This window comes from Actinomadura parmotrematis (genome assembly GCF_019458805.1).
GTDB lineage: Bacteria > Actinomycetota > Actinomycetes > Streptosporangiales > Streptosporangiaceae > Spirillospora > Spirillospora parmotrematis.
In genome coordinates, this window is sequence record NZ_JAIBOA010000023.1 from 50,302 (window position 1) to 62,977 (window position 12,676).

11 protein-coding genes and 1 tRNA gene are annotated in these 12,676 nt (G+C 72.7%); 3 read left to right on the forward strand and 9 right to left on the reverse strand.

Going from position 1 to position 12,676, the window contains the following annotated elements; all coding sequences use genetic code 11:
* Window positions 1-5: 5 nt before the first annotated feature.
* Window positions 6-1,154 (reverse strand): acyl-CoA dehydrogenase family protein, encoded by a 1,149-nt coding sequence (locus K1Y72_RS28725; protein ID WP_220169626.1) that lies wholly within the window; start codon window positions 1,152-1,154, stop codon window positions 6-8.
* A complete protein-coding gene (locus K1Y72_RS28730; protein ID WP_220169627.1) occupies window positions 1,151-2,032 on the reverse strand; it encodes an acyl-CoA dehydrogenase family protein in 882 nt (293 codons plus the stop codon). Before K1Y72_RS28730 ends, K1Y72_RS28725 begins: the two co-directional genes overlap by 4 nt.
* A 226-nt stretch (window positions 2,033-2,258) precedes the next feature.
* Between K1Y72_RS28730 and K1Y72_RS28735 the strand changes: the two genes are divergently transcribed.
* Entirely contained in the window at window positions 2,259-3,164 is a 906-nt protein-coding gene (locus K1Y72_RS28735) for a serine hydrolase (RefSeq protein ID WP_220169628.1), read from the forward strand.
* Between the two features lie 63 nt (window positions 3,165-3,227).
* On the opposite strand, the gene K1Y72_RS28740 is transcribed toward K1Y72_RS28735, so the two are convergent.
* Genes K1Y72_RS28740 through K1Y72_RS28765 form a run of 6 tightly spaced genes read right to left on the reverse strand, consistent with a single transcriptional unit; the run spans window position 3,228 to window position 9,988 of the window.
* Window positions 3,228-4,952, reverse strand: coding sequence for a CocE/NonD family hydrolase (locus K1Y72_RS28740; protein ID WP_220169629.1), 1,725 nt, complete (start codon window positions 4,950-4,952; stop codon window positions 3,228-3,230).
* The gene (locus K1Y72_RS28745) at window positions 4,949-5,884 is read right to left on the reverse strand and encodes an MBL fold metallo-hydrolase (protein ID WP_308287270.1); all 936 of its coding nucleotides are present in this window, start codon (window positions 5,882-5,884) and stop codon (window positions 4,949-4,951) included. The genes K1Y72_RS28740 and K1Y72_RS28745 overlap by 4 nt, the downstream gene beginning before the upstream one ends.
* A 5-nt stretch (window positions 5,885-5,889) precedes the next feature.
* A complete protein-coding gene (locus K1Y72_RS28750; RefSeq protein WP_220169630.1) occupies window positions 5,890-6,813 on the reverse strand; it encodes an alpha/beta hydrolase in 924 nt (307 codons plus the stop codon).
* Between the two features lie 5 nt (window positions 6,814-6,818).
* A complete protein-coding gene (locus tag K1Y72_RS28755) occupies window positions 6,819-7,946 on the reverse strand; it encodes an FAD-dependent oxidoreductase (RefSeq protein WP_220169631.1) in 1,128 nt (375 codons plus the stop codon).
* Between the two features lie 58 nt (window positions 7,947-8,004).
* Window positions 8,005-8,949: a phosphotriesterase family protein gene (locus tag K1Y72_RS28760; protein WP_220169632.1), complete on the reverse strand. Its 945-nt coding sequence runs from the start codon at window positions 8,947-8,949 to the stop codon at window positions 8,005-8,007.
* A gap of 49 nt (window positions 8,950-8,998) precedes the next feature.
* A complete protein-coding gene (locus tag K1Y72_RS28765; protein ID WP_220169633.1) occupies window positions 8,999-9,988 on the reverse strand; it encodes a phosphotriesterase family protein in 990 nt (329 codons plus the stop codon).
* Between the two features lie 374 nt (window positions 9,989-10,362).
* Here K1Y72_RS28765 and K1Y72_RS28770 point away from each other — a divergent pair, with 374 nt between their 5' ends.
* Window positions 10,363-10,977 (forward strand): TetR/AcrR family transcriptional regulator, encoded by a 615-nt coding sequence (locus K1Y72_RS28770; protein ID WP_258574067.1) that lies wholly within the window; start codon window positions 10,363-10,365, stop codon window positions 10,975-10,977.
* 128 nt (window positions 10,978-11,105) lie between these two features.
* Here the strand turns inward: K1Y72_RS28770 and K1Y72_RS28775 are convergent.
* A tRNA-Lys gene (locus K1Y72_RS28775) sits at window positions 11,106-11,178 on the reverse strand.
* Between the two features lie 138 nt (window positions 11,179-11,316).
* Here K1Y72_RS28775 and K1Y72_RS28780 point away from each other — a divergent pair.
* Window positions 11,317-12,666 carry an MFS transporter gene (locus K1Y72_RS28780; protein ID WP_220169634.1) on the forward strand — a complete coding sequence of 450 codons (1,350 nt, stop codon included), beginning with the start codon at window positions 11,317-11,319 and terminating at the stop codon, window positions 12,664-12,666.
* The last annotated feature ends 10 nt before the right edge of the window (window positions 12,667-12,676 follow it).

The window sequence follows — 12,676 nt, forward strand, 5'->3', positions numbered from 1 at the left end:
CCGGGTCAGCGGGGGAGGCCGAGGATGCGTTCGGCGATGATGTTGCGCTGGATCTCGGAGGTGCCGCCGGCGATCGTCGCGCCGAAGGTCCGGGCGTAGCGCTCGAACCAGCTCGCGGTGAAGGTCTCCAGGGTCATGTGGTTGTAGGGGCCGGTCACCGCCGGGTGCAGGAGGGCCTCGGCGCCCTGCGCCTCCAGGGCGTGCAGGCTGGCGGACTGGAGGGCCTCGGAGCCGAGCAGTTTCAGCACCGACAGCTCCGCCGGGTCGCGGTCGCCCGCGAGCTGGCGGCGGCCGAGGAGGCGGAGCGCCTGCAGGTCCATGAGCAGCGTCGCGTACCACTCCTCCCGGGCGGGGGCGTCGCGGACCACGTTCTCCATCCACTCGGCGAACGTCAGCCACAGCATCATCCGCTCGTGCCCGAGCGAGCCGTGCGCGACCTTCCAGCCGCCGTTCAGGTCGCCGACGAGGTTCGCGCGCGGGACCCGGACGTCGGTGAAGAACACCTCGTTGAAGTCCAGGTCGTCGGGGGCGGTGATGGACCCGAAGGGGCGGCGGACGACGCCCGGCAGGTCCGTCGGGACGAGCAGGACGCTGATGCCCTTGTGCTTCGGGACATCGGGGTCGGTGCGGACGAAGGTGAGCAGCACGTCGGCGTCGTGGGCTCCGGAGGTCCAGACCTTCTGGCCGTTGACGACGAAGTGGTCGCCGTCGAGGACGGCGCGGGTGCGGAGGCCGGCGAGGTCCGAGCCGGCGCCGGGCTCGCTCATGCCCAGGGAGGCGGTGATCTCGGCGCGGAGGATCGGGACGGCCCAGCGGCGCTTCTGCTCCTCGGTGCCGAACGTCAGCAGGGAGGCGGCGACGATGCCGAGGCCCTGCGGGTTGAAGCTGTGGTAGATCCGCCGCTTCGACAGCTCTTCCAGGTGGGCGAGCTGCTGTGGCAGGGACGCGTTGCGGCCGCCGTACTCGGGCGGGTTGCCGGGCAGCAGCCAGCCGGTGTCGAACAGCAGGCGCTGCCAGCGCCGCGACCACTCGGGCACGTCCGAGCTGGACTGCGGGCGCTCCACGGCGTCGTCCTCGGCGGGCAGGTTCGCGTCGAGGAACGCGGCGAACTCCGCGCGGAAGTCCTCCACGTCCCGGTCGAAAGCCAGCTTCACAGGGCCGCCTCCTCGTCCAGCAGGGCGCGGCGGTGCACCGCGGCCGTCCCGAGCAGCAGGTCCCCGGCCATGGCCCGCTTCAAGTGGATCTGCAGCTCGTTCTCCCAGGTGAAGCCCATCGCCCCGAACAGGTGGAAGCCGGACTGGAACACGAGCCGCTGGCACTCCCCGGCGGCCGCCTTGGCCATGACGGCGGCCCGGCCCCGGCGCGGGTCGTCCTCGGCGATGGCGAGGGCGGCGAAGTAGGCGAGCGCGCGGGCCCGCTCGATCGCGACGTGCATGTCGGCGGCCCGGTGCTTGACCGCCTGGAACGACCCGATCGGCACGCCGAACTGGACGCGCTGCTTCACGTGCGCGACGACCAGCTCCAGGATGCGGCGGCAGCTCCCCACCGTGGAGATCGCCAGGCCGGCGAGGGCGAGGTCGGGCACGGCGGGCACGAGGTCCGGGACGCCGAGCGCGGCGACGTCCACGTGCGCGACGTGCCGCGTCGGGTCGAAGGTGGCGAGCCGCTCGGCCCGCACCCGCGCGCCGTCCACCACCACGGCGCCGCCGGCGGTGGCGAGCGCGATCTCGCCGGCCCGGTCGGCGTCCAGGACGAACCGGCCGGCGCCGTCGAGGACGGCGGTGCCCGCGCCGTCCGGCAGCCGCCCGGCGAGCGGCGCGAACCAGGTGGTGGAGGCGAGGAACGGCGTCGGGTCGGCGGCGTGGCCGAGCTCCTCCAGGATGATCGCCAGCTCGACCGGCGGCGCCTCGGTCCAGCCGAGCTTGCGGTAGGCGGCCCACAGCTCGTCCTCCGGCCGCCCGCGCAGCTTGCCGAGCGTCTCGCGGACCGACTCCTGCAGCAGCCGCTGCTCGTCGTCGAACTCCAGATCCATATGGCGAGAATAACATTCTCTTTATTTGCAAGTAAGAGTCTACTCCGGGGGCGGCGGCGCCGCTCCGCTCATCGGATCATCATCGTGCGCTCATCTGGGGCGGCGGGATTATCAACCGCTTCTCAAAGTGCTCGCCGGTGGCCTTCAGGCATGACCGCAACGGTCGTCGCATGTGCAACACGTATGACCTGGTCTTCGGCCATGGCGACCTGCGGGGCGGTCGCTGATGGAACGTGCCAGAGGTCAGTGGTGGCGGTTCGTCCTCGCCTCCTTGGGGCTCGGAGCGCTGATCGCGGCGTCGCTGTGGTGGGCGGGTGCGCGCGGCGCGGAGGAGACGCGACCGGCGCGGGCCGCGCCGAGCAGCGCGGCGGCCGTGGAGGCGGCGCCGAGCCTGACCGCAACCGCCACCGCGACGCCGAGCGTCGACAAGGCGAAGGCGGCCCGAGCCGTCGAGAAGGCCGTCCGGGGAAGCGCCCGGGTGTCGGTGTCGGTGCTCGACCTGGAGGACGGCACCTCCTACACCTACGGGTCCTCGCGCCGGTTCGTGACGGCGAGCATCGTCAAGGTGGACATCCTCGCCGCCCTGCTGCTGAAGGCGCAGGACCAGGGCCGCGCCCTCACCGCGCCGGAGAAGGCCCTGGCCGTCCGGATGATCGAGTCCAGCGACAACAACGCCGCCGACAGCCTGTGGTTCGAGATCGGCGCGGCGTCCGGCCTGACGAGGGCCAACCGCCGGCTCGGCCTGACGGAGACGACCGCGACGAGCGTCAGCTGGGGGCTGACCAGCACCAGCGCCCGCGATCAGGTCCGCCTGCTGAAAGCGCTGGCGTCCGGCGGCGGCCCGCTGAGCGCCCGCAGCCGCCGGTATGTCCTCGGGCTGATGGGCGACGTGGACCCCGGCCAGGACTGGGGCGTCAGCGCGGGCGACGCCGACGGCGACGGCGTCGAGCTGAAGAACGGCTGGCTGCCGCGTTCGATCGACGGGGGCCGCTGGGTCATCAACAGCATCGGCCGAGTCGAGGACGGCCACCGCTACCTGGTCGCCGTCCTGTCCGACCGCAACGCCTCCATGGACGCCGGCGTCGCCACCGTCGAGGCCGTCACCCGAGCCGTCCTGGCCCGCCTCACCTGACGGACCCCGGAACGCCGACGGGCGGACGCGGCGGTGGCCGCGTCCGCCCACTGAAGGCCGCCGCTACTTCGCCGGAGCGGTGGTGAAGGGGAGGACGAGGCGGGAGGGGTGGGCGGCGTCGCGGTAGATCTTGTGGGTGACGGGGCGGCCGACCGGGAGGTGGAAGGCGTCCGGCGGGAGCAGGGCGTTGTGGGCGTCGGCGAGGGGCTCGTCGTTGGAGAGCTCGGCGACGAGGCGGTGGCCCGGCAGGAGCGTCGCCGCGAACGGGTAGAGGCGGAGGACGTACTCCTCGATCCTTCCGGGCTCGACCGGGACCGCGCGGGTGTGCGGGTGGTACGGGTCGCCCTCGGTGGTGCGCTCCTCGTCGAGCTCGCGGTGCGAGGCTTTCAGGTAGCCGGAGGTGATGAGCTGCCGGTCGCCGTTCGGGGCGGCGTCCCAGAGGCGCAGGATGAAGTTGGTGTCGTCCTGGTCGATCTCGGCGAACAGGTGCGCGGCGCCGGTGCCCATGAGCTCGGTCGCGGCGGCGAACGGCTCGGTGCTCCAGCTCAGGATCTCGACCTTGTCGGTGACGGTGAGGGGGGCCTGGTAGAAGCCGTCGGGGGCGGCGTGCTCGGCGCCCATGGCCTCGGGCTCGAAGGACAGCTTGCGGCGCGGGCGCAGGTAGAGGGAGCGGTGCCCGGTCTCCTTCGGCGGCCAGGCGTCGCCGGTGACGCGCTCGCGCGAGCCCTCGACGTGGACGGTCACCGCGGGCTCGTCCATGATCCCGTTGTCGATGCCCTTGATCCAGTGGTCGTACCAGCGGAACATCTTGTCGTGCTCTTCGATGAAGGGCCGCGACTGCATCGGCGGGTAGGGGCCGATGTCGAGCTTCTTCGGGCCCTTGAGCGCGTTGTAGAGCTCGATGGTGCCGTCCACCGTCCAGCCGCGCCCCTGGTCGATCTGCAGGTAGACGGGGATGTCGATGTTCGGCGCGAGGGTGATCGGGTTGCGCTCCTCGTACCAGTCGCCGTCGAGCTCGTTCATGACGATGTCGAACCAGAACTCGCGGTTCTTCGGGTACTTCAGGACGTGCACCAGGTTCGGCCACGCCGCGACGTCGGGGTCCTGGAGGCGCGCCTCGACGAGCTTCGCGAGCTCCTCGGGGGAGTGCAGCTCCTGCATGCGGGACTTGACGTCGGTGTGCGCGATGCCGGAGTCGCCGCCGCGCCCCTCGCGGGCGGCGCGCGGCATGAACCACATGACGCCGCCGTGGTAGGTCGTCTCGTAGAAGTCGTAGTGCCCGCCGCTGACGAAGATCGCCTTGAGGTGCGGCGGGCGCTCGGCCGCCGCGAGCACCTGCATGGACCCGAAGTAGGAGATGCCGATCATGCCGACGTTGCCGTCGCACCAGGGCTGCGCGGCGACCCATTCGATGAGGTCGTGGGCGTCCTGGCCGAGGGGGACGCCGCCGGCGTTGTAGTTGCCGATCATCTCGCCGCCGGACCCGCCGGAGCCGCGCAGGTCGCCGATGACGTGGACGTAGCCCTCCCCGACGACGCGCGCGATGTCGCCGGCCTCGATGCAGCCGTCCCACATGGGGCTCGGGCGGCGCTGCGGCGGCGTGGTGAGCGCGAGCGCCTGCAGCTCCTTGCCGTAGGGGCTGAGCGCGACGAGCGCGGGGCGCGGCTCGTCGGCCGTGCCGCTGTAGGCGTCGGCGGCGAGGGTGACGCCGTCGCGCATCGGGACCCGGAGGTCCTTGCGGACGGCGATGGCCCGGCCGCCCGCGTCGATCGTCTGGAAGTCGGTCATGGGTGGAAGCTCCTGCGGTAGCCGTGCAGCGTCGTGAAGAACGGGGAGGGTTCGAGGGCCGGGTCGCCGGTGTAGCCGACCTCCTCGGCGACGGGGGCGAACGGCGAGTACGGCGAGTCCGTCTCCGCCAGGCCCGCGCGCAGGCAGCGCCGGGCGGCGGCGCCGACCCGCGCCTCGATGTCCAGGCTCTCCCGGAGCGCCTCCTCCGCCTGCGCGGCGTCGAGCTCGACGCCGTAGGCGACGCCGTCGGCGCGGCGGTAGGGGTGCCCGAGGTACAGGTGGCGCGGGCGGACCTCGTCGAGCAGGTACCGCACGCTCGCGCGGTAGGCGTCCGGGTCCTCGTAGCCGGGGAACCCGTTCGCGGCGCCGTGGACCTGCACGGCGTCGCCGACGAACACCGACCGCTGCCCGTCGACGACGTAGGCGACCGATCCGGCGGTGTGCCCGGGGATCGCGTGGACGGACACGTCCACGTCGCCGCCCAGCGAGAGGGTCTCGCCGCCCTTGACCAGCAGCGTCGGCTCCATCTCGCCGGAGATGACGGCCTCGGCGGCGGCGGTCTGCTTCGCCTCGCCGTCCGGGTCGTTGAGGTAGCCCTGCCGCACGTCCAGGTAGTTCTGGACGTGGGCGCGGCGCGAGCGCAGCAGCGGCGCGTCGGCCTCGTGGATGACGACCTGCGCGCGGCGCCCGGTGAGCTCCCAGAGGGCGTGCGCGCCGCCGACGTGGTCGATGTGGCCGTGGGTCAGCAGGATCCAGCGGACGTCCTCGATGCGGCGGCCGAGCGCCGCGAGCGCCGGGGCCATGCCCTCGGCGGGCGAGGACGCGATGCCGGTGTCGACGATCGCGGGCTCGGGGGCGTCGATGAAGAAGCCGTAGAGGCCGAAGCGGCCCCACGGCGAGACCAGCGGGTGGACCTTCACCTCGTGCGTCACGGTGCTCAGCGCCCCTTCAGGAAGTCGCGCGTCTCCTCGAAGGCGCGGTGGTACTCGGGCAGCCAGGAGAAGTGCTGCACGAACCCGTGCCCGGCGCCCGCGTACCGGCTGACGGTCGCGTCGACGCCCGCCTCCTTCAGGCGCGCGCCGTAGAGCTCGCCCTCGTCGCGCAGCGGGTCGTGCTCCGCCGTGACGATCAGCGCGGGGGGCAGCCCGGCCAGGTCGGCCCGCTTGATCGGCGAGACGAGCGGGTCGGCGGGGTCGGCGCCGCCGTCCAGGTAGAAGGCGTTGAAGGGCGCGAGCCCGGCCGTCTCCAGCCCGTAGCCCGCGGCGTTCTCGCGCAGCGAGGCGTAGCGGCCGGTGTCGAAGTCCAGGTCGAGGGAGGGGTAGTAGAGGACCTGGTGGGTGATCCGGTCGAAGCCGTCGTCGCGGGCGAGGGCGGTGACGGCGGCGGCGTAGGTGCCGCCCGAGCTGTCGCCGGCGACGGCGAGGGTCGCGCCGTCCCAGCCGAGGCCCGCGCCGTCGCCGGCGGCCCAGCGGACGACGCCGTAGCAGTCGGTCAGCCCGGCGGGGAAGGCGTTCTCGGGCGCCAGCCGGTACCCGACGGACACGACCTTGAGGCCGGTCTCCCGGGCCAGCGACCGCGCGATGTGGTCGTGGGTGTTCAGGCTCCCGAGGAAGAACGCGCCGCCGTGGATGTAGACCAGCAGGCCGTGCGCGGGGGCCGCGTCCGGGGTGTAGATCCGCACGGGGACGTCGCCGTGCGCGGTCCGCGCGGTCGCGTCCTCGACGGCGTGCACGGGCAGGCGTTCGGCCGGCGGCGGGACCTGCGCCTCCTCGCCGGCGCGCAGGGCGGCCGGGTCGAGCGGGCCGTCCGGCGGCGCGGGCAGCGCGGCGAGGACCTCGGCGATCTTCGGATGGAGGGCCATGGCGCTCAGCCCTCCTGACCGGCGGCGGCGGGCTTCTGGCCGGGGAAGACGTCGTCGACCTTCTCGGCGTCCCACGACTGGCGGGAGATGCGCTGGAGCTCGTCGGTGACGGGCTTGCGGGTCGCCTGGTAGAGGGCGAGCGCCTCCTTGACCGAGTCCGCGCGCAGCAGCGCGTCGGCGAGGCCGCCGGCGTCCTGGACGGCCTGGTTGGCGCCCTGGCCCTGGTGGTGGAGCATGGCGTGGGCGGCGTCGCCGAGCAGCGCGACCGAGGCGGTGTGCCAGGTGTCGACGGGGTCGATGTCGAAGACGGCGCGGCTGGTCACGGTGTCCATGTCCAGGTCGCGGGTGATGTCGACGAGGCGCTCGTCGAAGCCGTCCATCATCGCCACGAGGTCGTCGCGGCTGACGTCGGGCGCCCAGGAGTCGTCGCCGGACAGCGCGGTGATGTCGTAGGACACCTGGCCGCGGTGGCGGAGCGGCAGGAAGTAGACCTTCGTGCCCTTGTCGTCGAGGTACATCCGCAGGTTGTCGTCGACGCAGAGGCCGTAGGCGTCGTCCATGGAGATCACGGCGCGGTAGGCGTGCTCGCCGGAGAACACCGGCTCCTTGTCGGTGAAGAGCCGCTGCCGCACCAGCGAGCGGATGCCGTCGGCGCCGATCACCAGGTCGGCGGTGACCTGCGTCCCGTCCGCGAAGGTGACGGTGGACCGGTCGCCCCCGTCGGTGATCGACTCCAGCCGGTGGCCGAGGTGGACGCTGCCGGCGGGCAGCACCTTCAGGAAGGTGTCGATGAAGTCGCCGCGGTGGATGAACCGGGTGTGGTTCGGCCGGGCGTAGTCGTGGACGCCCGGCCACTCCTCGGTCATGATGGGCTCGCCGGTGGCGGTGAGGATCTGGAAGTTGTCGCTCGGCGAGCTCACCGCCGCCATGGCGTCGAAGATCCCCCAGTCGCGGAACAGCTCCAGGGTCTGCGGGCGCAGGCCGATGCCGGCGCCGACCGAGCGGATCCGGGTGGCCTGCTCGTAGACGTGGACGTTCGCGCCGAGCAGCGTGAGCGCCTTGGTCGCGGCGGCGCCGCCGTACCCCGCGCCGATGATCGCGATGTCCAGGTTCTTGAGGTCTGCGGTCTTCATGGTTCTTCGTTCTTCCGGGACGGGCGCAGGGCTGCGCCGGCGGGATGCGGGGGCGGGGTCAGTCCTGGATCGTCAGGAAGCCGGCCGGGTTGTCGTGGAGGAGGCGGGTGAGGGTCGCCTCGTCCAGGCCGGCCGCGCGCAGGTCCGGGATGAGGTCGTCGAAGATGTAGTTCACGGTGTGGCCCTTGACGCCGGGCCAGCCGAGCGGGGAGCAGTTGGCGTCGGCCGACACCAGCGCCTGGTCGAGGAAGCCCTTGCCGACGAAGCCCAGGAAGTGGTCGAGGCGCTCCTTGCGGGGCCGCGCCCAGAACGGCGGGTCCTCCAGCTCGGTCTCGTAGCCGAAGGTGTCGAAACCGATGCGGCCGCCCTGCTCGGCGATCCACACGTCGGGGGTGTTGGGGGCGTTGACGCCGTCGTCGGCGTGCCCGAACAGCACCCGGTGCAGCGGCAGGCCCTCCTCGGCGAAGATCGCGACGGCGGGCTCGGGGTCGATCGCCAGGTGCGTCAGGATCGGCACGCCGGTGGTGACGGCGGCGCGGGCGGCGGCCCGGTAGATGCGCTTGTCCAGCTCGGTCATGCGGCCGCCGCGGCTGACGCCGACTTTGATGACGCCGGCGCGCGCGCCGGTCCCGCCGATCCCGACGGTGATCTCGTGGACGAACTGGCGGGCCAGGTAGTCCACGCCCGCCCGCTCGAAGAACGGCAGCGCGGTGTCGCCGCCGACGAAGCCGGTGCAGGCGACGATGTGGACGCCGGTCTTGGCCGACAGCGACCGGTAGTAGTCGACGTCGCGGCCGTTGCAGATGCCGGTGACGTCGACGAACGTCCCGCCGCCCCGCTCGTGGAAGCGGCGCAGCTTGGGGACGGTCTCGGCGTAGCGCTCCTCGGGCGTCTTCCACCAGGTGGCGTCCAGCTCCGAGCCGGGCATCCCGTACCCGATGTGCTCGTGGACGGCGACGATCCCGAGCTCTTCCGCCGGGACCGGCCCGAGCACGGTGTTCACCCTTGACATGGTTCGTACTCCCCTTCGGAGAAGGTCAGCGCGGCGAAGGTCAGCGCAGCGTCAGCAGGTCGCGCGGGTTGTCGGCGAGGATGCGCCGCACGTCGCGGCCGGCCAGGCCGAGGGACTCCAGCAGCGGCACGAACGCCGTGAGGACGTGCCCGAAGGGCAGGTCGTAGGCGGGGTGGCCCTTGGCGACGCCAATGGCGTTGCCCGACAGCAGGACGCGGTCACCGTGGCCGGCCCGCACCAGGTCGAGGACGAGGGCGGCGCGCTCGCGGTCGGTGATGTGGGCGCCGTCGTCGTTCAGGCCGACGTGGTCGAGCGCGACGTAGGCGCCGCGGCGGGCGACCTCGGCGGGGGCGCCGGCGGCGACGGCGTCCTTGCGGTCCAGGCCGCCGACGACGACGCGGTCGGCGGCGAGGCCCTCGTCCAGGACGACGTCCAGGTCGTGCGCGGCGTCGGCGCCGTAGCGGATCGAGACCGGCACGCCGGTGGCGAGCGCGGTGCGGGCCGCGCCGCGGAACAGGCTCTCCTCGGTCGCGGTCATGCCGCCGGTGGCGGCGGCGGTGGCGACGAGGCCGGCGGGGGCGCGCCGCTCCAGGCGGGGGATCACCATGCCCTCGGTGATCTCCTTGGTGAACAGGGCCGCGAACTTGTCGGCGGGCCACGGCGTCGGCGGGTTGGTCTGCGGCGTCAGGAAGTAGCCGCCGAGCAGCTCCTCGGGCCCCATGCCGGTGGAGGCGACGATGTGCACCCCGGTGGAGCGCGACAGCGCCTCGTACAGCCGCAGGTCCCGGCCGTGGAACATGCCGGTGCTGTCGACGATCGTCTTCCCGCCCTGGTCGCGGAACGCGGCGAGCTTGCCCGCCAGCGTCGCGAAGATCTCGGCGCGGTCCAGCGTGACGTCGTGGCCGTGCTCGGCGCCCGGCAGCACCGACAGCAGCGCCTCGTGGACGGCGACGACGCCGAGGTCGTCCGCCGCGACGGGGCCCAGCACCGTGTTGACGACGCCGCCTCCGGCGGCCGGCGCATCCGTCATGGGCACTTCCTTTCCAGCTCGGCGGGGGCGGCGGCACGCGACTGTGACCCGCCCCACGTGAAGCGTGTCACTTATTCTTACAGCATGTCAAGTAAATGACGTGCGCGTAAATTTCGCTTCCTGTCTATACGAAGTAGGTCGATGGCCTGCTCAGGGCCGGTGGCGGCCCGGCCGCCGGAACGCGGCGGCCCCGATACCGAAGGAGGTTCGGGAGGGTGCGGTGATCGTCGCGCGGGTGGGTCGCGACGGCCGCGATCGCCTCCGGGATGTGCAAGGCGTCACATGGATTTACGGAACGTCAAATATCCGTGCGCGTTGTGTCCGGAGTACGCGCCGCGCCCGGCGGGCGGGCGCCGTGCTCTACGCTTGCCGGCATGGCGACGCTCCGTGAGGCACAGAAGGAGATGACGCGCAAGCTCCTGCTGGACGCCGGCCTGGCCCTGTTCGTCTCGAAGGGCTACGCGTCGACCAAGGTCGACGACATCGCGTCGGCGGCGGGGACGACGCGGGTCACCTTCTACGCCTACTTCCCCTCCAAGGTCGAGCTGATGAAGGCGCTCATCTCCGAGCGGCTGAACGACGCGCTGGACCGCGTCCCCTCCGCCGAGCACGGCTCGACCGAGCGCGAGCTCGTCGCCGTCGTCGAGGACGGCTCGCCCGCCCGGATCCGCGCCTGGCTCGCCGCGACCGCGGAGCGCTGGCCGGTGATCGGCCCCTACACCAAGGCCGCCTTCGAGGCCGCGGCCGTCGACCCCGAGATCCGCGTCCTGCTGGACGCCTGGCTGGACGAGTCCATCGGCGACATCCGCGAGGGCCTCGACCGGGCGGACCGGTTCCCGGCCGGCACCCGGCACTTCCGCAGCGTCATCGCGATGACCGAGCTCGACCACGTCGCCCGGCACTGGACGCCCGGCCACTGGGGCGTGGAGCGCGAGGCGATGCTGGACGTCCTCACCGAGAGCTGGCACGGCACGATCGGCCACCGCTGACCCCGGCGCGCGGCCGGCATCGGCACGCTCGCGGGCGTGGACGTCGGCAAGGCCGGCCCGGGGACCGCCGGCCCCGGAAACGACGACAGCGACGGCTTCCCGGGGAAGGCCGTCGCTGTGCTGTGCGGTGCGCCGTCAGGGACTTGAACCCCGAACCCGCGGATTAAGAGTCCGCTGCTCTGCCAATTGAGCTAACGGCGCGTGCCGGCGGGGGTGCCCGTCCGGCACCTGAACTTTACCAGGTCGCGGGCGTGGCGGCGCCGTCGGCGGGGCGGGCCGGTCGATTCGTGATGATCCGGTGCTTTTCAGGGGCGGGGCGGATCCGGTCGTATGGGGCGCATGATCACCGCGAGCCTTCCGCGCTCGGTGCGCCTCGGTTACGGGGCGGGCTCGTTCTGCGCCGGGACCTTCAACAGCGTGCCCGGCCTGCTGCTGCTCTACTACATGACCAACACGCTCGGGACGCCCGCGTGGGCCGCCGGGCTCGCGGTGTTCCTGCCGAAGCCCTGGGACCTGGTGGTCGGTCCGCTGGTCGGGCGGCTGTCGGACCGGTCGGCGTCGCGGCGGCCCTGGCTGCTCGCCGGGGCGGTGCTGCTGCCGGGGCTGTTCGTGCTGCTGTTCGCCGGGACGCCGCTGCGCGGCACGGCCGCCGCCGTCTACGTCGGGGTGTGCTTCCTGCTGACGTCGTCGGTGTTCGCGCTGTTCGAGGTGCCCTACAAGGCGATGCCCGCCGAGATGACCTCCGACTACCACGAGCAGTCGTCGCTGCTGACGTGGCGGATGGTGTTCCTCGGCCTGGCGACGCTGCTGGCGGGCGGCCTCGCGCCCGCGCTCGTCAACGTGCACGGCGGCGACCCGACGATCGAGGGCTACCGGCTGATGGGCCTGGTGATCGGCTGCGTGCTGCTCGCCGCCATGCTGGCGACCTACTTCGGGACGGCGCGGGCGCCCCGGGCGGGCGCCGACGAGGGGACCACGACGCTGCGCGAGCAGTGGCGGGCGGCCCGCGCCAACAAGCCCTACCTGCGGCTGACGGTCTTCGGCTCGGTGCAGCTCGCCGCGGTGTCGATGCTGCTGGCCGCCGCGCCCTACCTGGCGGCCTACAGCGTCGGCGACCCCGGCAGCATCACCACGCTGTTCCTGGCCTTCATCGCCCCCATGCTGATCGCGATGCCCGCCTGGGTGCGGGTGTCGCGCCGCTACGACAAGCGCGGCGCGATGTTCATCGCCGGGGCGCTGTTCGCCACGGGCGGCCTGCTGTCGCTCGGCATCCCGGCCGGCGGGCAGGTGTGGGCGCACCTGTGCGTCGTGGTGACGGGCGTCGGGTTCGCCGGGCTGCAGATGCTCCAGTTCTCCATGCTCGCCGACACCCTGCACTACGACGAGCTGCGCACCGGCCGGCGCCGCGCCGGGATGCTGACCGGCCTCTGGACGGCCGTCGAGGCCGTCATCGGCGGGCTCGGCGGCCTGCTGTACGGGTGGATCCTGAGCGGCGCGGGGTTCGTCCCGTCCGAGCCGGACGAGCCCGTCGTCCAGCCCGACAGCGCCGTGCACGCCGTCCTCATCGGCGGGACGCTGGTGCCCGCGCTGCTCATGATCCTCGCGCTCGTCCTGGCGCTCCGCTACCGGCTCACCGCCGATGACCTGGAGCGGCTGCGCGACGCCGCGCACAATGAGGAACGAGCCTAAGGAGACGCCG